16 protein-coding genes are annotated in these 21757 nt (G+C 66.0%); 8 read left to right on the forward strand and 8 right to left on the reverse strand.

Features of this window, described 5'->3' with window-relative positions; genetic code table 11:
- The first annotated feature begins 93 nt into the window (after positions 1-93).
- From KF785_08525 to KF785_08535, 3 genes are all read left to right on the forward strand, one after another.
- Positions 94-1677, forward strand: a complete 1584-nt coding sequence (locus KF785_08525; protein ID MBX3146804.1) for a Ppx/GppA family phosphatase — start codon at positions 94-96, stop codon at positions 1675-1677.
- 274 nt (positions 1678-1951) lie between these two features.
- Positions 1952-2308, forward strand: coding sequence for a hypothetical protein (locus KF785_08530; GenBank protein ID MBX3146805.1), 357 nt, complete (start codon positions 1952-1954; stop codon positions 2306-2308).
- 125 nt (positions 2309-2433) lie between these two features.
- Entirely contained in the window at positions 2434-2799 is a 366-nt protein-coding gene (locus KF785_08535; protein MBX3146806.1) for a hypothetical protein, read from the forward strand.
- Between the two features lie 66 nt (positions 2800-2865).
- Here the strand turns inward: KF785_08535 and KF785_08540 are convergent, their stop codons facing one another.
- Positions 2866-3156 carry a hypothetical protein gene (locus KF785_08540; protein MBX3146807.1) on the reverse strand — a complete coding sequence of 97 codons (291 nt, stop codon included), beginning with the start codon at positions 3154-3156 and terminating at the stop codon, positions 2866-2868.
- A gap of 186 nt (positions 3157-3342) precedes the next feature.
- Here KF785_08540 and KF785_08545 point away from each other — a divergent pair, with 186 nt between their 5' ends.
- The 4 genes from KF785_08545 to KF785_08560 all read left to right on the forward strand — a co-directional run bounded on the left by KF785_08545 (position 3343) and on the right by KF785_08560 (position 9548).
- A complete protein-coding gene (locus KF785_08545) occupies positions 3343-3888 on the forward strand; it encodes a sigma-70 family RNA polymerase sigma factor (GenBank protein MBX3146808.1) in 546 nt (181 codons plus the stop codon).
- Positions 3885-6536 carry a serine/threonine protein kinase gene (locus KF785_08550; protein MBX3146809.1) on the forward strand — a complete coding sequence of 884 codons (2652 nt, stop codon included), beginning with the start codon at positions 3885-3887 and terminating at the stop codon, positions 6534-6536. The genes KF785_08545 and KF785_08550 overlap by 4 nt, the downstream gene beginning before the upstream one ends.
- 70 nt (positions 6537-6606) lie before the next feature.
- Positions 6607-6969: a helix-turn-helix transcriptional regulator gene (locus tag KF785_08555; GenBank protein MBX3146810.1), complete on the forward strand. Its 363-nt coding sequence runs from the start codon at positions 6607-6609 to the stop codon at positions 6967-6969.
- On the forward strand, positions 6969-9548 hold the full coding sequence (locus tag KF785_08560; protein ID MBX3146811.1) for an ABC transporter permease: 2580 nt from the start codon (positions 6969-6971) through the stop codon (positions 9546-9548). The genes KF785_08555 and KF785_08560 overlap by 1 nt, the downstream gene beginning before the upstream one ends.
- Before the next feature lie 254 nt (positions 9549-9802).
- On the opposite strand, the gene KF785_08565 is transcribed toward KF785_08560, so the two are convergent.
- The 5 genes from KF785_08565 to KF785_08585 all read right to left on the reverse strand — a co-directional run bounded on the left by KF785_08565 (position 9803) and on the right by KF785_08585 (position 17607).
- The gene (locus tag KF785_08565; protein ID MBX3146812.1) at positions 9803-11863 is read right to left on the reverse strand and encodes a S9 family peptidase; all 2061 of its coding nucleotides are present in this window, start codon (positions 11861-11863) and stop codon (positions 9803-9805) included.
- 75 nt (positions 11864-11938) lie between these two features.
- Positions 11939-14320, reverse strand: a complete 2382-nt coding sequence (locus KF785_08570) for an aldehyde dehydrogenase family protein (GenBank protein ID MBX3146813.1) — start codon at positions 14318-14320, stop codon at positions 11939-11941.
- A 13-nt stretch (positions 14321-14333) separates the two neighbouring features.
- Positions 14334-15317 carry a deoxyribose-phosphate aldolase gene (gene deoC, locus KF785_08575; GenBank protein MBX3146814.1) on the reverse strand — a complete coding sequence of 328 codons (984 nt, stop codon included), beginning with the start codon at positions 15315-15317 and terminating at the stop codon, positions 14334-14336.
- Positions 15318-15382: 65 nt separating this feature from the next.
- Positions 15383-16942, reverse strand: a complete 1560-nt coding sequence (locus KF785_08580; protein MBX3146815.1) for a serine hydrolase — start codon at positions 16940-16942, stop codon at positions 15383-15385.
- A complete protein-coding gene (locus tag KF785_08585; GenBank protein ID MBX3146816.1) occupies positions 16939-17607 on the reverse strand; it encodes a helix-turn-helix transcriptional regulator in 669 nt (222 codons plus the stop codon). Before KF785_08585 ends, KF785_08580 begins: the two co-directional genes overlap by 4 nt.
- 193 nt (positions 17608-17800) lie before the next feature.
- Between KF785_08585 and KF785_08590 the strand changes: the two genes are divergently transcribed.
- Complete coding sequence (locus KF785_08590) at positions 17801-19738, forward strand: beta-lactamase family protein (protein ID MBX3146817.1); 1938 nt, start codon at positions 17801-17803, stop codon at positions 19736-19738.
- Here the strand turns inward: KF785_08590 and KF785_08595 are convergent.
- Positions 19735-20727 carry a hypothetical protein gene (locus KF785_08595; GenBank protein MBX3146818.1) on the reverse strand — a complete coding sequence of 331 codons (993 nt, stop codon included), beginning with the start codon at positions 20725-20727 and terminating at the stop codon, positions 19735-19737. The two genes, KF785_08590 and KF785_08595, sit on opposite strands and share 4 nt — an antisense overlap.
- Positions 20728-20806: 79 nt before the next feature.
- The gene (locus KF785_08600; protein ID MBX3146819.1) at positions 20807-21736 is read right to left on the reverse strand and encodes an alpha/beta fold hydrolase; all 930 of its coding nucleotides are present in this window, start codon (positions 21734-21736) and stop codon (positions 20807-20809) included.
- Positions 21737-21757 lie beyond the last annotated feature (21 nt).

Below are 21757 nucleotides of genomic sequence, written 5' to 3' on the forward strand. Positions count from 1 at the left end.
TCCGCCGGTTGTGACGCGGCTGTGGGCAATCCGCGACCCCCGAGCCGGTGGCCCCACTGGCGAGGTGCCCGCTCGACCGGGTAACCTTCCCCCGTGACTGTCATTTCCAGCGCATCGACGCGAGGCCGGGCCTCCACCGGCGACACCAAGCCCGAGCGAATCGCCGCGATCGACGTCGGATCGAACTCGATCCGCCTGTCGATTGCCGAGTACGATCGGAATCGCGGCCTGCGGATTCTGGACGAGGTCAAGGAGCAGCCGCGACTCGCGGCTGGCATCGCGAGCACCGGTGCCCTCGACGAGCATGCCATGGACGCCGCGGTTGCCGCGCTGAAGCGGATGCGGGAAGTCGCGGATCGGCGTGGGGTGACGCGGATCCGAGCCGTTGCGACATCGGCCGTGCGCGAGGCCGAGAACGGCCGTCTCTTCGTCAAACGCGTCCGGCGCGAAACCGGCCTGGCGCTCGAAGTCATCGACGGTGACGCCGAAGCCACGCTGTCCTATCGGTCAGTGGCGCATCACTTCTCACTCTCCGGCACCCGGACCCTGATCGCCGACATCGGCGGAGGAAGTCTCGAGCTGATCGGCGTGGTCAACGGCCTGGTCGAGATGACCGATTCCCTCCCCCTGGGTGCCGTTCGCCTGACCGAAGCCTGGCTCGACAGCGACCGACCGACGGCGCGGGCCGTCAGCGACCTGCGACGCTGGGTCCGCAAGCGGCTCAAGCGCGCCGTCTCCGGTCGGGACTGGAATGCAGCGGCTGTCATCGGATCGGGCGGCACCTTTACCAATCTGGGTCGAATGATCCGGGCACGGCGGGGTTTCGACATTGGTGACGCGGTTCACGGCGAGACCGTCGCCACCGGCGAGATCGAGCAGATCCTCGAATGGCTCACCACCAAGACCTCGGCCGAGCGGGCGGCCATTCCCGGCCTCAATCCGCAACGCGCCGATATCATCCTCGCCGGACTGGCCGTCACTGCCGAGCTGCTCGATCTGACCGGCTCACCGAGCCTGACCATCAGCGCCTATGGCCTGCGGGAGGGCCTGCTGCTCGACATGGTCGGCGACGACCGTGCGTTGACCGTTGACCCGCTTCGCGCTATGCGGGAGTTCGTCGACCGTTGTCAGGGCGACCGGCGGCACGTCGAACAAGTCCGCATTCTCGCTCTGACGCTCTTCGATCGGTTGCAGGAGTCGCTCGGTGCGGATACGTCGGAACGCGCCTTGCTCGAGGCTGCCAGCCTGCTGCACGATGTCGGGCAGGTCGTCAGCTACCGCCAGCACCATAAGCACAGCTTTCAGTTGATCATTCACGCCGACCGCCTCTCGCTCAACGCGCGTGACCGGCTGCTGGTGGCACTGATCAGCCGGTATCACCGGAAGAAGGGTCCCAGTAAGAAGCATCCTGATTTCGCGCGTCTGAGTGAGGCTGATCGGGCTGTGGTCAGGCGTCTATCGGGCATCCTGCGCATTGCCGACGGCCTCGACCGCGGCCACGCTGCGGTGGTCGATCAGGTCACGACGCGACTGACGCACGATCAGCTCTTCATTCGGGTTACCCCGAAGCGCCTCGGCGCCGACCTGGCTCTCGAAGTCTGGGGCGCATCCCGCAAGGCGGACGTGCTGGAGGACGTTCTCGACCGCAAGGTGCGAATCTCAGTCGCCGCGCCCTGAACCGGTGCCGGCCCCGCGAGGCCACCACCGGACCCTCCCAGGTCACCCGTTCCCCACCCGCATCTCCCCCAGGCACATCGCTGCCTGTGATCCATTCCCGCCGAGTTTCTCGTAGAGTGGCGAGAACCCCGACTGTGGCCGGGGTTCATCACTGCCACACGAAAGGACGGCGCCGATGCTCCGAACCTGGAGACGATATACGGCCGTCACCTGCCTTGCCGCGGCTGCGGCATGTGGCGGCGACGGCTCCACCGACCCGAACGAACCCGGCCCGATGACCGCCCGCATCGACGGCGACCGCTTCGTCGCGATCCAGACAACCGTGCTGGAGAGCGGTGGCATCACCGCCGTCAACGGCGGCAGTGCCGACCTGCGCGCCATCGGCTTCCAGATTCAGAACCTCAGCACCGGGACCTTCACCATCGCGCCGGGGAACTTGGTCAGTGCCGGCGTCACGATCGGCAACGCGGCTTGGGGCGCCGGCGGCAACATGGGTAGCGGAACGATCACGATCTCCATCCTCACCGCCAATCGAGTCGCGGGAACCTTCCAGCTCACCGTTGATGCCATCAGCGGCGGTGCGTCCGGAACCCTGACAGTGACCGACGGGGTGTTTGACATCGACTTCTAGCACCGGCAGACGTCGGTGAGGGATACGCCCCGTCGAAACCCACGCCTCGTCCCAACCGGTGATCCTCCATACCCGAAAGCCAACTCGGCGAACGACGCGAGACCACCAGATCAGGAGGCACATCGATGCGAAACGCAGCCCTCATCCTCGGTATCGTCGGCGGGCTCATCGCGGGCGCCCTGGGCATGAAATGGTTGGCCGATTATGGCCAGCTCAACGAACTCCAACGTCTCGCAGGCGGCGAGCAGCTTCGCAACTTCGGGATCGCCGGTCTGCTGCTTGTCGGCAGTCTCGCGGCCGGCGTCGCGGGCGGGATTCTCTCATTCAGGAGGAAGTTTCTAGCCGGGAGTGTGCTGATGTTGGCTGGCGCAATCCTTCCGCTGCTCTTCACGCGCCAGGCGATCCTCTTTCTTCTTCCGCTGCTTGCGGGCGGCATCGTCGCGGCTCTGGCACACAGCAAGCGGAACACGCCCAGCGAACGGACGGCATAGAACGGGCCGGGGGCCGCGGGGAAGCGGAAGCCATCCCCACGGCCCCAGCATTGCAGCCACTGCGCTTCAACTAGCGGCCATGACGATACAACCGAGGGGCGACACCACGACCATGCACAGGATCGCCAGGATCCAGTTGAGCACGGCGGACGGCGTCTTCTTCATGTGTCGCTGCACATACTCGGCCTCGGAGAGTCTCGCCTCGGGATCATCGGGCGCCTCCCGTACCAACCGCGCGTACGCCGCCTGCGCCGCGACCATGTTGCGACGCTCACCCTTTCCGAACATGCTTGCCTGCGCCCGAAATGCGAATACGAACGCGCCCACGAGCCCTGCCAACGCGAGTAACGCACCCATGGATCTCTCCTTGTGAAGGTCGACCTCGAGAACGGGCCGCACGCTGGTCCACGTCGCGGCGCAGCGGCCGTTGCCTTCACTACGAGAAACTCCGCCGCCCTTTGTCATCACCCATGACGTACACCGACGAGAGGTCCTGAGGAACGGTTGCGATAGCCCTCGAGGCGCGATAGTATCCGAAATCTGATGCCGCCAACACACCCCTCGCTCGACGAGTTGTTCAGTCTGGCGTACGAGGAACTTCGCCGCCTCGCGGCCACGGTACGACAGAACGATCCGAACAGCAGTCTGAGCCCAACCGCACTCGTCCACGAGGCATGGCTCAAGCTCCAGGGCCGCGCTGGCGTGACAACCGAGTCGCGGCTGCATTTCCGCCGCCTCGCGGCGCGCGCCATGCGCCAGATCGTGGTCGATCTCGCCCGCCGCCGTCTCACCGAGAAGCGCGGGGCCGGGCCCGCCCTCATCACTTACGGCGACGACCTGAACGACGCCGGCCCGACTGGCGACGACGTGCTGCTGCTGCACGACACGCTCGAGTCGCTTGCCACGCATGCGCCACGCCAAGCGCGCGTCGTAGAACTGCGCTACTTCGGTGGATTCGACATCCACGAGATTGCGGAGTTGCTGGAGGTCGGACCGGCAACCGTCAGCCGGGACTGGCGGGCCGCCAAGGCCTGGCTCGGCGCCCACCTGGCCCACGACGCAGCACCAGTCGACGGCAAACGCGCATGATGGACGAGACCCGCTGGGATCGGATCCAGAGCCTCTTCCACGCCGCGCTCAATCGGCCCCCGAAGGAACGGTCCGCCTGGCTCCTGAATGAGTGCGGCGGCGACAGCGCGCTGCTCGACGAGGTCGCCCACATGTTGGCGGCCGACGCGCAGCGCGATGGACTGCTCGAGCAGGATTTGGCCGCGGTGGCCGCATCCCTGGTGCGTCGGGAGGACCACGGCACACTGGCGGGGCGCACGTTCGGGCCCTATCGGGTCCTCGACCTGGTCGGCCAGGGAGGGATGGGCGTCGTCTATCGCGCTGAGCGCCGTGACGTGAATCAGCAGGTTGCCATCAAGGTACTGCGCGATGCTGCGGTCTCGCCCGCACGACGGGAACGTTTCTCAGTCGAGCAGCAGACGCTGGCGCGGCTCAATCATCCGGCCATCGCTCAGCTTTACCACGCCGACACGCTGCCAGACGGCACGCCGTGGTTCGCCCTCGAGTTCGTCGATGGCCGCCGGCTGACAGAGTACTGTCGGGAGCAGCAATCCTCGGTGCAGGAGCGGCTGCTGCTGATCCGCGCGGTTGCCGAAGCCGTCGAGCATGCACACCGACATCTGATCGTTCATCGCGACCTCAAGCCTTCGAACATCCTGGTTCGGGATGACGGCAGCGTCAAACTGCTCGATTTCGGGATTGCCAAACACTTGGAGGATCTCGAAACACCAGCCGACCAGACACGGACCGGCCTCCGCTTGATGACGCCAGCCTACGCCGCGCCCGAACAACTCCGCGGTGATCCGATCGGCATTCACACAGACATCTACTCCCTGGGCGTCATCCTGTATGAAGTCCTCGCCGGCCGCACACCGTTCGACCTCGCCGGAAAGACCCCCGGCGAGGCCGAGCGCCTGGTGCTCGAGCGCGACCCCGAGCGGCCGTCGCTCGAAGCCCGCCAACACGCCTGGGCTGCACCTGCGGGCCGCGCTGCCTGGTCTGATCTCGATGTGCTGTGCCTCACCGCGATGCATAAGGACGCAGCACGGCGATATCGTACCATCGACGCGCTGATCAAGGACATCGATCGTTACCTGGCGGGTGAACCACTCGCGGCCCAACCCGACACCATAGCCTATCGAATCGGTAAACTGCTCAAGCGTCATCGGGCTGCGGCACTTGCGGCGGCAGCAACGCTTGTCACGCTCATCGCCCTGATGACGTTCTACACGGTTCAACTCTCCCGGGCTCGAGAAGCGGCGCTGGCCGAGGCGACACGCACACAACGAATTCAGCGCTTCGTGTTCGCAATGTTCCGCGGCGGCGACGAAACCGCAGGGCCGGCCGACAGTCTGCGAGTAGTCACTCTGCTCGACCGCGGCCTCGATGAAGCCCGCACCCTCGACGCCGAGCCACGCCTGCAGGCCGACCTGTACCACACACTGGGCGGCATCTCACATCAGCTGGGCCAACTCGAGCGCGCCGATTCCCTGCTCTCGCTGGCGCTCGAACGCCGGCGAGCGTTGCTGGGTGCAGACCATGCCGACGTCGCGGCAAGCGAACTGGCGCTCGGAGAACTCCGGATCGAGCAGGCACGGTATGACGATGCCGATGCGCTTGTACGCCCGGCCTTGGCCCTCCTCGAACGCGGGCGACCGTCCGATGACCCGACTATGACGGCAGCACGCGTCGCCCTTGGTAAGATCCTGCAGGAACGTGGGCAGTACGAGGAGTCGATTGCGGAGCTCACGCTTTCGGCAGCCAGCGCGTCGCCCCGGCGTCACGAGGATCCGACGTATGCCCTGGCCGTGACAGAACTCGGGAACAGCTACTTCTACGCCGGCCAGTACGGCGCGGCCGACTCTCTCTTCCGCCTGCTCCGAGACTTCCACCAGGCCCGGTACGGACCTCGCCATCCGCTGGTGGCAGGCGATCTCATCAATATCGGCGCCGTCGCGTTCGAGCAGGGTCGCCACCCCGATGCAGAGGGGACCTATCGGGAAGCACTGAGCATCACGGAAGAGTTCTATGGCGGCAACCACCCCAAAGTTGCCGACGGTCTCACCATGCTGAGCCGCCCGTTGCTGTTCCAGCATAAGACCGAGGAAGCGTGGTCCATCCTCCACCGCGCGCTGGCCATTCAGGAGCGCGTCTACGGCAGTGACCACCCAAAGGTGGCCTCGGTGATGAACGAAGTCGGCAATGTAGCAGCACACCTGGGACGGCTGCCCGAGTCGGAGAAGGCCTATGCGCGCGTGCTCCGCATCTATCGAGGCGCTTATGACAGCACGCACTATACGGTCGGCGTGGCCATTTCCAACCTGGCACATGTCCATCTCGTGAGCGGCCAGTACGAAGAGGCTGTTCCCCTGTTTCGAGAGGCGATTGCAATCTTCTCGGAACGGCAGTCGCCCCAGCACACCAACACCGGTATCGCCAGGATCAAACTCGGCCGGGCATTGCAGCGACTCGGCCGGAACGCCGAAGCAGCAGTCGAGTCCCGGGCGGGCTACGAGATCATGAGGGCGCAAGTCGACCCGAGCTCCGGGTGGCTCCGGGCGGTGCGAATCGACCTGCTGGCCGCGCACGAGGCGCTCGGCGATGAAGAGGTGGCATCGCGGTATCGGGCCGAACTTGCCGATACGGCGGCCAGTCCGAGCACGCGCTGAGTGCAGCTCAGGCCACGAGGCTCCTGAATACTACCATTGCGTATATAGCCACTATGGCTATATTTACGCGATGCGTCCCTCGTCCCGTCCCATCGACAGCCTGTTGCCCCTGCCGCCAGTCACGTTCCACATCCTGCTGGCCCTTGCAGACGAAACGCTGCACGGATACGCCATCATCCAGTCGGTCGCAACTCGAACGGGCGGCGGCCTCACCCTGGGTGCCGGGACCCTCTACCGCTCGATTCAGCGAATGGTCGAGCAGGGTCTTGTCGTCGAGACCCGAAGCCGCCCCGCCCCCGAGTTCGACGACGAACGCCGCCGGTACTACCAGATCACGCCGTTTGGGACCAGCGTTGCCCGCGCTGAGGCGGCCCGGCTGACCGAGTTGGTCCGCATGGCTCAAGCGTCAGGCCTGATTCCGCGCCGCGCCTGATGCGCGCCTATCGTGCCTTGCTCCATCTCCTTCCCGCCAGCTTCCGGCGGGAGTTCGGTGCAGAGATGGAAGCGATCTTCGCGACCCGACGCCGGGCGGCTCACGGCATACTCGAAGTCGCCTGGCTGTGGCTTGCGGCGGCCGGTGACATCCTGGTCAGCGCGGCCGCATCGCACTGGGACATCCTACGGCAAGACCTTCGATTCGTTTTCCGAGCCTTCGCGCGCAATCCCGGCTTTACCGTCACAGCCGTGCTCGTCACGGCGCTCGGGGTCGGCGCCAACGCCGCTTCATTCTCGGTCACCGACTTTGTGCTGCTTCGGCCCCTTCCCTACGACGATGCCGGCCGTCTCGTTCGTCTTTGGGAGACGAAGCCGGGCTATACCCAACTCGAGGCCGCGCCAGCCACCTACCGAGACTGGCGCGAGGGCACTCGATCGTTCGAGTCGATGGGTGCCTATCTGTCGATGGCCGTCAATCTGACGGGCCAAGACACGCCGGAACGGCTCGACGTTTCGGTCGTCGAGAAGTCGGTGCTCGAGACGCTGCGAGTCCAGCCGATGATCGGACGGCGATTCTCTGCGGACGACGTGGCCGGGGCCCCCCACACGGTGATCCTGAGCTACGCACTCTGGCAGAGCCGCTTCGGGGGCGACCCCGGCATCCTCGATAGAACAATTACCCTCGACGATCGCGCCTTTCGGGTCGTAGGGGTCATGCCGCCAGACTTTCAGTTCCCGTCATCTCGAACCCGACTCTGGATTGGAATCGCGTTCCATGAAGGCGGGTTCGAGAACCGCAACGATCACTCGTATCTCGTTGTCGCGCGGCTCGCTCCGGATGCAACCCGGCCTCAGGCTCAAGCCGAGCTCGACGTCGTCGCGAGCCGGATCGCCCAGTCGCACCCCGAAACCAGCACCGATTCAGGGGTGGCCATCGGCGACCTCCGCGACGGGATCACTGCGGGAAGCCGCACGCTCCTCTGGGCACTGTCAGGAGCCTCACTCTGTATTCTGCTGATTGCCTGCGCCAATCTCGGCAACCTGCTCCTGGCACGCGGACTGAGCCGCCAGCGAGAACTGGCCGTCCGCGCCGCGTTAGGCGCTGGACGAGAGCGCGTGGTTCGGCAGCTGGTCACCGAAGGTATGGTCATCGCTGTGCTCGGCGGCGCCTGTGGCGTTCTCACAGCGGTGGCGGCGATGCCGTTGCTCGCACGACTGATTCCGGACGGACTTGCCTACGGCGGCGCGCCTGCGGTCAACCTCCGGGTCCTGGCATTCGCAGCTGTCGCTACGGTGCTGACGAGCATTCTCTTCGCGATCATCCCGGTCATTCGGCGCCGAGGCACGCTCGACGCCGATGAGTTGCGAGGTGCCGGGCGCGACGACCGCGCCAAGGTCCGGCTGCGCACAGTCCTGGTAACGGTCGAGATCGCAGCCTCGGTGGTCCTGCTGATCGGCGCCGGCCTGCTGATGCGTGCCATTGCGAAAGTCCAGGACGTCGATCCGGGGTTCCAAAGCGCCGGCGTCTTCACGCTTCGGACGGCGCTGTCTGCACCCAGGTTCGCGACCGTCGCCTCCCGAGAGCGTTTCTACCGAGACATCCTGAACGCGGTCGAGGACATCCCGGGAGTCGAAGGCGCGGCCTATGTCAGCTGCCTTCCCATGGTCTGCGGCGGCATGATCTGGCCAGTCTCGGTCAACGACCTGACGGGTACCTTCAGCGAAGCCAACACCGCAAGCCTCCGCTATCTCACGCCGGGATACTTCCGCACCATGGGTATCGCATTGCTCGACGGGCGTGATGTGACCCGCGACGACCGTCAGGACACCCGGTACGTCGCCGTCGTCAGCCAATCCTTTGCCAACCGGTACTGGCCGGGGGAAAACCCGATCGGCCGACGATTCCATATCGCCTTCGCCGAACGCGAGGTCGTCGGCGTCGTGGCCGATACCAAGGTCCGCGGGCTCGAACGACAGTCCGAACCCCAGGTCTTCCTGGCGGCGGCGCAGATCCCGGACGGTATGCTGCCCTATTACTGGCCCAAGGACCTGGCCGTCCGATCCGGGCAGTCACCCGAGGTCCTCCTTCCGGCCCTGACGCGAATCATCCGGGCAGCCTACCCGGATCAACCGATCTCGGATCCGCAGACGATGGCGGAGGTACTTGCGGGGCAAACAGTGTCTCGTGCTGCGCAGCTCCAGGTCTTAGGGGTCCTCGCGGCGGTGGCCCTGCTGCTGGCCGCGGTCGGCATTCACGGGCTACTGTCATTCATGGTTGCGCAGCGATCCCGGGAAATCGGCGTTCGCATGGCGCTGGGCGCTGGGAGCACGCGCGTGATCCACCTGGTGCTCAAACAAGGCGCCGCCATGGCGCTGACCGGCATCGCGCTCGGTGCGGCGGTTGCCTACTTTGCCGGCCGCGCACTGCAGGCAGCGCTGTTCGGTGTTCCAGCCAGTGACCCGCTGACGTTCGCCATCGTGATCGTCCTCTGCCTGATCATGACCCTGGCCGGCTGCCTCGCTCCCGTACGTCGAGCAGTTCGGGTCGACCCGCTGACCGCTATTCGCACGGAGTAGGTCGCCCCGAGTTCCAGCGCGGCGCGTTCCTGGCGGGTAAGCCATGCGACCTGCGTCCGCTCCCCGGTACCGTCGCGGGAGTCGACGTTGGCGTTCATGGGAACGGGTGTGGCAGCCTCACTCAGAATCTCCGAGGTCACAGCCTGGACAAACGTCGAGTCTGCTTCACTTCGGCTGTATTGAAGCGACTGAAAACGACGACGGCTCCGGTGCACCCGCTATGGGCGCTCCGGAGCCGACATCTCGCGCAGCAATCAGGGCGTCGCGCCCGCCGACTGATCGCCGTACTTCTTGTACCAGCTCATCATGTAGAGCTGCGTCCGCATGAAGTTGGACGGCTTGGATGAGGTACCGTGTGCCTCACCGTTGAACCGCAGCAGCTCGGTCGGGACACCAAGGCGCTTGAGCGCGGCAAAATACTCCTCCGACTGCGCCATCGGGGTCCGGATGTCGTCGTCGCCCGTCATGATCAGGGTCGGCGTCTTGACGTTGCCGACATACATCAGCGGCGACTGCTTGAGCCATGGCATCGGATCTTCCCAGAACGGCTTGTCGAAGAAGTTGTCGGTAAAGAGCGGCACGTCGGTGGTGCCTGCCATGCTGAGCCAATTGGTCACGGGGCAACGCACCGCAGCCGCGGCAAACCGGGTCGTCTGTCCGATGACCCAGCTCGAAAGCACGCCACCGCCACTGCAGCCACCCACATACATCCGCTTGGTGTCGATATACCCGCGGTCGATCACGGCGTCGACGCCGGCCATCAGATCGTCGTAGTCGACGCTCGGATAGGCGCGTTCGATCGCGTTGCCGAACTCGGTGCCGTACCCGGTGCTGCCGCGCGGGTTGGTGTACAGCACCACGTTGCCGTTGGCGGCAAAGTTCTGGAACATGTAATTGAACGCGACGTTGTACATGCCGTGCGGCCCGCCGTGGATTTCCATTGCCAGCGGATACTTGCGGTTCGGGTCGAAGTTGGGCGGCTTGACGATCCAACCATGCACCCGCGTACCGCCCGACGACGTGTACCAGATCTCCTCGACCTCACCGAGCTTGATCCCGGCCAGGACATCGTCGTTTACGGCGGTCAGGCGGGTAATCTCCGTAGGCCGCGCCAGCGCCAGGCGAACGACATCCCCCGGCTGATGGGGGGAACTCAAGGTTCCGACCGCGATACCGGTCTTCGAGATCGACGTCACGTTGAGCATGTGCATACCCGACGTGACCTGACGGTACCCGCCACGAAGCGGCGTGAAGAAGAGCTGGGAGGTTCCCTTGTCCTGCGCTCCGTAGTAGACGCCGCTGCCATCAGAAGCCCATGTGATGCCGCCAACGTCGCGGTCGAGATCGCCCGATGCCAGCCGCGGATTGCTGCCATCGATGCCCATGAAGTACAGCTCGGCCGTCTTATAGCTCTTCCGGGTCGAGTCGTAGCCCGCATAGGCAACCGTCTTGCCGTCCGGTGAGATGGCCGGACTGCTCCAGGCCCCGGGCGTGCGCGTCAGAATGCGCAGCTCGCCGGACTGGACGTTGACCGCAGCCAGCTGCGAGTTGCGGTAGTTGGCGTCGGCGTTGCCCTCGAAGAATCCTTCCACCACGATCGACTTGCTATCCGGCGTCCAGTCATAGCCGGCGCCGCCGAAGCCCAGTCGGTCCATCCGAGCGCCGAGATCGAAGTTGCCCTGCGTCAGCTGACGCGCGGTGCCGCCATCGGCGGGTACCATGAAGAGATGCAGGTGGGCCAGCTGGAAGTAGCCCGCGCGATCCTGGCGATAGTGCAGGTCGGTGACCCGCCGCGGAGCCGGCGTCCACTTGGCACCGGCGGGCGGCGTCGGCATACTGATGCTCCAGGGCCGTTCAAACCGCACCAGACTCGTGAACGAAAGCCACTTGCCATCGGGCGACCAGGCGAGGCTGCCCGGCGACTCGAGCAGTCGGGTCACCTGCGACACCGCCCCCTCCGCGTCCATCCAGCGCACGAAGATCTGCGCCTTGCCGTCCGCCTCCGCAATGTACGCGATCCGACTGCCGTCGGGCGACCAGCGCGGACTGCCCCCTTTCAGCAGGTAGCGCTGACGAGAGCCGTTGGCATCCATGATCCAGATCGCGCTGTCCCAGCGATCCTCGATCTGGTTGATCCAGCGGCGAGTAAACACGATCTGGGTTCCGTCGGGCGAAAGCTGCGGATCGCTGACCTGCTCCCAGTTGAGATAGTGCTGCACCGTAAGCAGCGTGTCCGACGGCACTTCTTGCGCGGCGACTGCGCCCGCGCTGACGGCGAGCGCGATCAACGCCCCCGCGCTACGGAAACGACCCATACCGTCCTCCAGATGATTGAACTGCGATGGAAGCTGAATCCTGCTGTCCTGCCTGCACTGCCCTTCCCAGGCGCATCAGGCGCCGTAGGGAATCCAGATATTCTTGACCTGCGTCGCTGCCCGCAGCAACTCGTCGGAGGGCGGCTCCAGCTCGAGCCAGTCCCGCTCCGGTTCCCGATCCACCCAGGTACGCTTGAGATTGCCGGCGGACAGCCGCTCGACGTCGCTCCCCAACTCCGGTGCGCCGCAGTACCAGAACCCGTCGACATCGTCGTGCGCAGCAAGGACCGGGACCAGTTCCGCGGTCCGCCCGGACACGATGTTGACTACGCCACCAGGCAGGTCGGACGTGTCGAAAAGCTGGTAACAGTCGAGCGCGGTAAGGGGAAACCGCTCCGAAGGAACCGCCACGACGGTGTTGCCCATGGCAATCGCCGGCAGCACGAGCGAGAGAAACCCCGCCAGGCTGGGCGCCTCTGGCGCGGCAATCCCGATCACGCCTAACGGCTCCACCATGGCCACCGTCACGTTCCGATACGGCGTGCCGTGCACTCGGCCGTCATACTTGTCCGCCCAGGCGGCCGCATGATAGATCCGTCGCAAGGCGACCTCGAGCTCCCGGTCGGCGTCCGCCTCCGCCACCCCGGCCGACCGAACGAGCCCCCGGGCCAGCTCGTCCCGCCGCTGATCGAGATTCTCGCCCAGGTAGTAGAGAATCTGGGCCCGCTGGTGCCCCGAGAGCTTGCTCCACCCCGGCTGCGCGCCGCGAGCGGCTTCGACGGCGTTCCGGATATCCTTCCGATTCCCGTGCCCCACCTGCCCGACCGCTCGGCCATCCGGGCCCAGAGCATCGAGCACATAGCCCGAGTCGGGCCGAACCTGCTTCCCCCCAATGTACAGCTTGTAGGTTCGATCGACCGGCGGCAGCTCCCCCCCGGCCCGAGAACGACTGGCTCGCCGCCTGCGAGCCAGCTTGGTACGGGCGGGTGATCTCGGCGCGGCCGTGACGTACTCCCAGAGGCCTTCCTTCCCCCCTTCACGACCGAAACCGCTCTCCCGATAGCCCCCGAAGCCGCTTGCCGCGTCGAAGACGTTGGTGCAGTTGATCCAGACGGTTCCGGCCTTGACCTGCGGTGCGATGTCGAGCGCGGTATTGAGGTTCTCGGTCCAGATGCTGGCGGCAAGACCATACGGTGTATTGTTCGCGAGTTCGACGGCCTCCGCCGGAGTCCGGAACGTCATCATCACGACGACAGGACCGAAGATCTCGACCTGCGCAATAGTCGATGCCGGCGCTACGTCGGTAAAGAGAGTCGGCGGATAAAAGAGGCCGTCGACAGGACACGCCCAGCTGGGCTGCCAGCGGGTGGCTCCCTCCTGCTCTCCCTGCTCGACCAGACCCCGAATCCGGTCGAGCTGCGCGGGCGCCACGATGGCGCCCATGTCGACCGCCTTGTCGAGCGGGTTGCCAATCCGGAGCCTTTCCATTCGGGCGCGGAGCTTGTCGACCAGTAGAGCCGCGATCGGTTCTTGAGCAAGAATCCGCGACCCCGCGCAGCAGACCTGCCCCTGATTGAACCAAATCGCATCCACAACACCCTCGACGACGCTGTCGAGATCGGCATCGTCGAAGACGATGAAGGGACTCTTGCCCCCGAGTTCGAGCGACAGCTTCTTGCCGGACCCCGCCGTGGCAACCCGGATAGCCCGGCCCACCTCGGTCGAGCCGGTAAACGCGATCTTGTCGACATCGGGATGCCGTACCAGCGCCTCGCCAGTGCGCCCGTCTCCCGTTACGATGTTGACGACCCCCGCCGGGAGACCGACCGAGCGGCAGAGCTCGCCAAACAGCAGGCCCGTGAGCGGGGTGAACTCTGCGGGCTTGAGAACAACCGTGTTCCCCATGGCAAGCGCGGGAGCAATCTTCCACGCCAGCATCAGCAGCGGGAAATTCCAGGGAACGATCTGCCCGACCACCCCGACAGGGCCGTACCCAGGCAGTTCTTCACTCATCAGCTCTGCCCAGCCGGCATGATGATAGAAGTGGCGCGCCACCAGCGGCACGTCGATATCGCGCGACTCGCGAATCGGCTTGCCGTTGTCGAGCGTTTCGAGCACCGCAAAGAGCCGGCTCTGCCGCTGGAGCTGGCGTGCGATGGCATAGAGGTACCGGGCCCGCCCATGCCCACCAAGCCCCTCCCAGGCGGACTGCGCCTCGCGCGCGGCGCTGACCGCCCGAGCGACATCATCGGCCGAGCCCTGGGTCACACGGGCCACCTCGTCGCCATTGGCGGGGTTGATCGTCGCGAACAGGTCCGCCCCCGGGGCTTCCAGCACGCCGTTGATGAAGTGGCCAAACCGCCGCTCATGCCCGGCAAGCCAGGCGGCCACCTCGGTGGTCGACTCCGGCGCCGGTCCCCAGTTCATACCTTCGAATTCGTCTCGGACCCGACTCATGACGGCCTCTCCATCACGCCACCGGGTGGCGGTACGCGGCCGAGTAGCGACCGGTCACATGGAACTCGAGCTGGCGTTCGATGTCGGCCAGCAGGGTGCTGGCCCCGAACCGAAACAGGTCCGGACGCAGGTAGCGATCGCCCAATTCTTCCTTGATCATGGCGAGCCAGTCGAGGGCTTCCTTGGCACGCCGAATACCGCCGGCCGGCTTGAACCCGACGACGTGCCCGGTGCGCTCGCGGTAGCTCCGAATAGCGCGGGCCATTACGAGGCCGACCGGCAGCGTGGCATTGACGGCTTCTTTGCCGGTCGACGTCTTGATGAAGTCGGCGCCGGCCATCATGCAGACCAGGCTGGCCCGATAGACGTCACGAAGGGTGCCGAGGTCGCCGGTCGCAAGGATGGTCTTCAGGTGCGCCGAGCCGCACGCCTCGCGGAAGGCCCGGACCTCATCGTACAAGGCGTCCCATTGGCCGCCAAGTACGTGCGCGCGCGTGATCACGATATCGATCTCGCTCGCGCCGGCCGCGACCGAGGCGTGGATTTCGGCCAGTCGAGTTTCGAAGGGGGAGAGCCCGGCGGGAAATCCGGTCGAGACGGCGGCTACCGGAACTCCGCTGCCGGCCAGCGCGGTTACCGCGGTCGGCACGAAGGCGTGGTACACACAAACCGCCCCGACGGTGACCGGCAGGTCGTGCACACCGAGCGACACGAGTAAGTCATCCCGAATCGGCCGCCTGGCTTTGGCACAGAGACGCCGGACCCGATCGGCTGTATCGTCACCCTGAAGGGTGGTCAGATCCATCAACGTCACGGCCCGCAGCAGCCAGCCGAGCTGCCACTCCTTCTTGACCGTCCGGCGAGCCGGGAGCGAGGCCGCCCGACGCTCGACCGCGCTGCGGTTGACACGCGCGTCTCGCACCCAGTCGAGTTCGAGGAGCGTCCCCGGATTCCGGGCAATGGGCGGTTCCGCGGCCGACCTGGGGCCGTGCGACATTCACAACTCGGGCGAAGGACTCGACGTAATTTAGCCGGCCCGACCCGAAACGCCTCCCCTCAAAGTCACCGCCGCTCGACCACCCTGCGGAACGAGGCCCGCTCGGCCGGCGTGAGGCCGAACGAAGCGGCCGAGACCGTGCCATTCGGTTCGGCGTCGAACCGGACGAAGACATACGGCTGGAGCGTCCCCATTGCGCCCGTCAGATCCCATCGGAAGGTGTTGCCGTTCCAGTACTCGAGCCGACCAGTCCACTCACCCCGCGTTGCGACCAGATCGTCGCCCTGCTGCCGGACCGTGAAGTCGCCGTACATGGCGTCCCGATAGGCGCCAGCATACCGCTCGGCAGGTGCGGGAGGCTTGCCCCCGACCCGGGTGCGCTCGAGGGCTCGCGCGCTCGAGTCCTGCATGACCCGCGCTCGGGCAGCACGGTCGGACGCCTCAGCCACCCAATCCTTGAGCGGGGCACCGAGGTGCCGATCGAAGACGTAGCGCATCAGCGCGGTCGGGGCCACGGTGCTCGCCACGTTGGTGAGCACCACCACACCCAGCCGATGTTCCGGCAGCATGGCCACCATAGTCGTGGTGCCGTCGGTGGCGCCGCCGTGGTGCCAGATCAGCGCACCCCGGTAGTCCTCGACGAACCACCCCATTCCATAGGTGCTGAAGCGCCGCAGCGAATCGACCTCGTTGTCACCGAGCACGATGCTCTGGGGCCGGCGCATCTCGGCCAGCGCCTCGCGACTCATGACCCGCTGTCCGCCAAAGCTGCCATCACCGAGCTGGAACCGAAGCCATTGCGCCATGTCGCGGGCGTTCGACGTCATCGCGCCAGCCGGGGCAATCCGATCGGCAAACCAGAACTGCTTTCGGTAGACGCTGTCGCCCATTGGGGCATGGCCCGACGCCAGGTTGGCGAGGCCGTCGATCGTGCTGGGATTGACGATCGTCTCGGTCATCCCCAAGGGGCGGAGCAACCGCTGCCGGACCAGCTCGTCGTAACCGAGACCCGAGACCGCCCCCGCCGCTTCGCCGGCTGCAAGGTACATGATGTTCGAGTAGCCCCAGTGCGCCCGGAGGCCGAACGTGGGCTCGAGATAGCTGACCCGTTTGAGGATCTCGGCGCGGGAGATGTTGCCGGCGCCGATCCAGATCAGGTCGCCTCGCGGCAACCCGGTTCGATGCGACAGCGCATCGCGCACCGTCACGGTTGCCGTCAGGTAGGGATCGTGCAGCCGGAACCCGGGCAGCAGGCTCACCATCGGGTCGTCCCAGCGCATCGCACCATCAGAGACCATCACGGCTGCCGCAGCCGCCGTGAAGGCCTTCCCGGACGAGCCCAGCGAGAACAGGGTCCGGTCGTCGACCAGCTCGGCGCCGCCAGCTGCGCGGACGCCGAAGCCGCGGCTGAACACCACGGAATCGTTGCGCACAACCGCGATCGCGATCCCCGGGACCCGCAGCGCGGTCAGCGTCGTGCGCGCATAGGCATCGAGCCCCGCCAGGGGGTCGCTTCGACGCTGGGCGGCAGCGTCGGCGACGGCTCCTGCAATCACGGCAACCGCCGCCGCGGCGGTGACTCGGCATCTCCACCCTGCCCACCTGGATCGAGCTTCGTCTCTCATACCTTGCCCCTTCGAGTTCGGACGGGTCGCGGCGCCCCCGCAGCGCGCGACCGGGTCGATGTGGTACCACCCAATGCCCTGATAAGGACCTCGTCGCCTGCGGAGCAGACCGCCAGGACGCGACAGCGCCCGCGTCCCTTGCGCAGGTAGGCGTGCCCCATGGTACTGTCGAGGTACGCCGATTCGCCCTTCCGCAGCACGAAGGGCGCGTAGTCTTCGGTGTGGACCTCGACGGCCCCCTCGAGCACAAAAACGAACTCCTCGCCTTCGTGCCGAACCAGCGGACCAAACTCCGCCAGCGAGGTGGCCAGCGGAATTCCGATCATTGGAACGAAGCGCTTCCGGACCAGCTCCGTGCTCAGGTACCAGTAGTCATAGGCGGGCGTCAGCAGCTGCTTTCCCCCGCCAACCCGATTGATGCTCCGCCGGGCGCCGGGTGTCTCCCGAGACCCGGGCGCGGCAAAGAGATCCGCGATGTCAGCACCGGTTCCGCGGGTCACCTGCAGCAACTTGTCGTACGTCAGGGAAATCTTGTCGCGCTCCACCTTCGACAGCGTCGAAATCGAAAGCCCGGTCCGCTGACTGAGTTGCGCCAGGGTCCAGCCGTGACGCGCACGCAGGGCGCGGAGGGCGGCCCCGAGCCGGGGCTCAACCGCTGTCGACATCGCAATTATCCTTTTTGGCCAAAATTGTCTACTAATGCGCAAGATAGATCCGCGCCGCCGCACCCGCCAGATCCCGCACCGGAACCACGGATCCCGCTCCGTCCTCGCCCCGGTCAACCCCGCCTGAAACTGAATCGGGGCTTGACTCGTTGTGACCGCTTCACTGCCACTCCATCGACAACGAGGCCAACTCGTGCACTTCACCCTCCCGACCCTGGCCCTGGGCTTGAGTCTCGCACTCGCAACTGCAACGAGCGCGCAGTCTCCCACTGAGCCGGCGAACCCTCGATCTGCCCCGCCGCTGACCGCGACCGACCTCGAGGCATTCCTCGACGGCATCGTCCCTCTGGCACTCAAGAGCAACGACATCACCGGCACGGTCATCGCCGTGGTCAAGGATGGCAAGCTGCTACTGGCCAAGGGCTACGGTTTTGCCGATCGCGACCGCCAGCTGCCGGTACGCCCGGACAGTACACTCTTTCGGGTGGCCTCGATCTCGAAGCTGTTCACGGCAACGGCCGCGATGCAGCTGGTCGAGCAGGGTAAGCTCGATCTCGACGAGGAAATCGACCGCTATCTCGACTTCGCAGTGCCGAGAAAGTTCCCCGACAAGATCACCCTGCGTCACCTGCTGACCCACACGGCGGGGTTCGAGGAGGCCTTCAAGAAGCTGCCAGCCGACTCCGGCAAGAGTGTCCCTCTCAAGGAGTGGGTCAGCAAGACAACACCGGCCCAGTTGTACCGGCCTGGCACGGTCACGTCGTACTCGAACTACGGCACCGACCTGGTCGGCTACATCATCGAGCACACCTCCGGCACGCCGTTCGCCGAGTATGTCCGGCTCCACATCCTGGACCCGCTCGGCATGCGGCAGTCCTCGATTGCCGAACCGATGCCGCCGGCCCTCCGTGCCCAGCTGTCGCGTGAGTACCCGACCGCGTCCGACTCGGCCGGCGAATTCGAGGTCCTGTTCGGGGAGCCCTCTGGCAATCTCTCCGCTACGGCTGTCGATATGACCAAGTTTGCCATTGCCCACCTGGCTCTCGGTCGTTTCGACTCGATTCAGATTCTCAAACCTGAGACCGCCCGACTGATGGGGACCACGCAGTTCCGGACCCACCCGCGGGTGCCCGGCATGGGGCTTGGCTTCTTCGAAGAGGACCGCAACGGACTGCGAATCCTCGGTCACGGCGGCGACCTAGCCCGATTCCACAGCCACCTGTCGCTGCTGATGGATCACGGCGTGGCGTTCTTCGTTTCGGTCAACAGTACGGGTCGAGGCGCCGCCTTCTACAGCCTCCGCGAGGCCGTTCGCGATGCCTTCCTCGATCGGTATTTCCCGAACCCGGTGCCGCTCGAACCGGTCCTCGCAAACGCAGCGACCGTCTCGGCCGCCCACACCGGGACGTACACCCTCTCGCGGCGGGGCGCCTCGACGCTGGGCGGCGTTATCGCGCTGCTGATCAATCTCGACATCACGGCCAACCCGGATGGCAGCATTCAGATCGGCTTCGTCGCCGGACCAAACGGGCTGCCGATGCGCTGGTACCCCGTCGACGAGACGACCTACCGCAGCGAGGACGGATCCCAGTTGCTGGGCTACGTTCCCGGATCGAACGGAGTACCCGACCGCTTTGGCTTCCTGGGCGGCCACGAACTCCACCGCGTCGGAATGCTGAGCAGCAGGAGCTTCAACCTGGCACTGCTGATCGGTTCGCTGAGCACATTCGCACTGAGTCTGTTGCTCTGGCCGGTCGCCGGGTTGATTCGTCGACGCTATGGCGCGGGTCGGGTGGACGACGGTGTGTCGCCGCGCTTACGGGCTCTGACTCGATGGACCGCGCTTGCGGCCCTCGGGTTCACCGTTGCACTCGGCGTCTTCATTTCGCGAGGCTTCGAGGGTGCCATCAACCTGGACAGCCGCTCGGACGTCTGGCTGGGGTTGATTCGGCTGATCGGCGTGGCCGCAATCGTCGGAACGGTGGCGTCGATCGCTGCGCTCTCGCGTTCATTCCGTCTCGGGCGGAGTGGGTGGGCCAGGGTCAAGTACTTCGGGCTCAGTGCCGCTGGGCTCGCGTTCAGCTGGATTGCGCTGCACTGGAACCTGGTATCGTGGAATTTCCGGTACTAGCTGGGCTCAACCTGGTCCGACCCGGTATCCGACCTCGGCAACGATGACGAATGACCACCTTCCCGGCGGACCCGCTCAGTCGTCTGGGAAGGCGGCGGGACTGCGAAGCGAAGTGCGCCATGGGCGCATCGAACCTCCAGCGGCGAGGCGACCTGAACCGTCTCGCCGTCCATCTCGAACGGCAGCTCACCCCGCCATTCAAGGGTGAGACTGGACACGGAGCGCCGGCTCACCAGCGGTGACGTGCAGTGCCGGCCTGCAACGACGCGGGCGAGTAACCCCAGCAAGCGAAGGCGGGTCGTGGCGCACGCCAGCACGAGATCGAGCTGGCCGTCGCCGAGGGCGGCCCCGGGCACGATCGGCATCCCGGCACCGAACCAGGCCCCGTTGGCGAGCACGCCGGCGGCAAGACGCTGCGCCGCCAAGGGCGCCTGGTCTAGGGACAAACGGACCTCGTAGTCGGCGCCGCGCCAGACACTCCGAATCGCACCAGCTACGTAGCGCCCGGCTGTGACCCGGACGCCCGGCCAGGTTGCCAGTGCCACCGCACGCGCCGTCAGCCCAAAAGACGCCGCGTTGATGAACCAGCGCGTGCCACCGGGCCAGCGTGCTTGCCAGGCATCGACCTGCCGGGTCGTCGATCCGTAGAGCCCCGCGCGCAACCCATCCCACGACGGACGCACACCCAGACTGCGGGCAAAGTCGTTGCCCGAACCGGACGGCCAGAGAATCAGCGTTGGGCCCGGCGTGCCGTCGAGCGCTCCCAGCAATCCGTTGACCACGTCGTGCAGCGACCCATCACCGCCGACGACGACAATCGCGGTCGCAGCTGCGCGTACGGCCTCCGCCGCGAGACGCACACCATCCCCGCCGGACTCGGTAGCGTGCACCCGGATCTCGTGCCTCGCCCGGACCTGGGCCTCGACCCGCTGCCAGGTCCGCGCCGCCCGACCAGCGGCGGCACGCGGGTTGATGATGACGTGAATCACGAAAGGTGCCGGAGCGATGACCGGCAGAAGGTACTCGACAGCCCCCAGAGCCGCGAGACCGCGGGGGCATGCCGGTCGGCTAGCGACGCAGGGTCAGAATCCAATCCGCCAGCGTCTTACCGACGGCGGGTGCCAGCGGAAGCGAGGGATCAGTGTACGCAGCCATCTGCTCCTGAGCCGTTGCCCCAGCGGCCTCCTTCAGAACGTGGTTGACACCGGGAAGGACGACGAGCTTCACATCGGATCGTGCCCCCGCCAGCGCCCGGGCGTCGTCCTGAGTGACCTGCACGTCGGTTGCCCCTTGAAGCACCAGGGTCGGCAGGGCAAGACCGCGCAGGATCGCCACCGGGTCGGCCGCCTGCCAGCTCTGCATGAAGCGTCGGTTGGCGGGCACGAACAGCATCTCCAGGCCAGCCGGAGCCGTGTACTCCCCACCCTCCTTGATGTAGCCCGCCCAGGCGTTATCGAACTGGGCCAGCAGCGGCGGCGGCAGCTGCCGACTCAGTTGTTCGCGCAGAATGGTCGATGCATCCCGACCGGCAGCGGCCACAAGCACGAGCCCGGCAACCGGTGCTTTCTTCTGCGCGGCGAGGAGTGCCAGGAGACCGCCTTCGCTGTGTCCGATGAACACCACCGGGCCGATGTCACTACGTGCGTCGAGCATCTGCGCAGCGGCCGCCGCGTCGGCGGCAAAGTCATGGACCGTTACTGAGGCAGCGTCAAAGCTGCCCTTGCTGCTCGGCAGACCGCGCTTGTCATAACGAAACGAGGCGATCCCACGCTCAGCGAGCGCCGCCGCCACCATCGCGTAGGTTCCCGTCTTGCCCATCATGGTGTTGCCGTCCCGATCCGTCGGACCCGATCCGGCAATAATCACGGCAGCCGGCCAGGGCCCCGCCCCGCTCGGCAGCGCCAGCGTACCCTGCAGGGTGAGGTTCCCGCTGCTGAAGCTCAGTTCCGATTGCCGGACCTGACCATCGGCCTTGCCACCAAGCAAGCTTGCGCTCATAACCACAGCTCCAAGGAAACG

It is taken from the genome of Gemmatimonadales bacterium, assembly GCA_019637315.1.
Classification (GTDB): Bacteria; Gemmatimonadota; Gemmatimonadetes; order Gemmatimonadales; family GWC2-71-9; genus SHZU01.

Excerpts from the sequence above, each read along its gene's own strand:
- KF785_08565 (MBX3146812.1), bottom strand. The coding sequence starts at position 11,863 with ATGGGTCGTTTCCGTAGCGCGGGGGCGTTGATCGCGCTCGCCGTCAGC.
- KF785_08530 (MBX3146805.1), top strand. The coding sequence starts at position 1,952 with ATGACCGCCCGCATCGACGGCGACCGCTTCGTCGCGATCCAGACAACC.
- KF785_08560 (MBX3146811.1), top strand. The coding sequence starts at position 6,969 with ATGCGCGCCTATCGTGCCTTGCTCCATCTCCTTCCCGCCAGCTTCCGG.
- KF785_08585 (MBX3146816.1), bottom strand. The coding sequence starts at position 17,607 with ATGTCGACAGCGGTTGAGCCCCGGCTCGGGGCCGCCCTCCGCGCCCTG.
- KF785_08580 (MBX3146815.1), bottom strand. The coding sequence starts at position 16,942 with ATGAGAGACGAAGCTCGATCCAGGTGGGCAGGGTGGAGATGCCGAGTC.
- KF785_08570 (MBX3146813.1), bottom strand. The coding sequence starts at position 14,320 with ATGAGTCGGGTCCGAGACGAATTCGAAGGTATGAACTGGGGACCGGCG.
- KF785_08555 (MBX3146810.1), top strand. The coding sequence starts at position 6,607 with ATGCGTCCCTCGTCCCGTCCCATCGACAGCCTGTTGCCCCTGCCGCCA.
- KF785_08545 (MBX3146808.1), top strand. The coding sequence starts at position 3,343 with ATGCCGCCAACACACCCCTCGCTCGACGAGTTGTTCAGTCTGGCGTAC.
- KF785_08540 (MBX3146807.1), bottom strand. The coding sequence starts at position 3,156 with ATGGGTGCGTTACTCGCGTTGGCAGGGCTCGTGGGCGCGTTCGTATTC.
- KF785_08600 (MBX3146819.1), bottom strand. The coding sequence starts at position 21,736 with ATGAGCGCAAGCTTGCTTGGTGGCAAGGCCGATGGTCAGGTCCGGCAA.
- KF785_08535 (MBX3146806.1), top strand. The coding sequence starts at position 2,434 with ATGCGAAACGCAGCCCTCATCCTCGGTATCGTCGGCGGGCTCATCGCG.
- deoC (MBX3146814.1), bottom strand. The coding sequence starts at position 15,317 with ATGTCGCACGGCCCCAGGTCGGCCGCGGAACCGCCCATTGCCCGGAAT.
- KF785_08550 (MBX3146809.1), top strand. The coding sequence starts at position 3,885 with ATGATGGACGAGACCCGCTGGGATCGGATCCAGAGCCTCTTCCACGCC.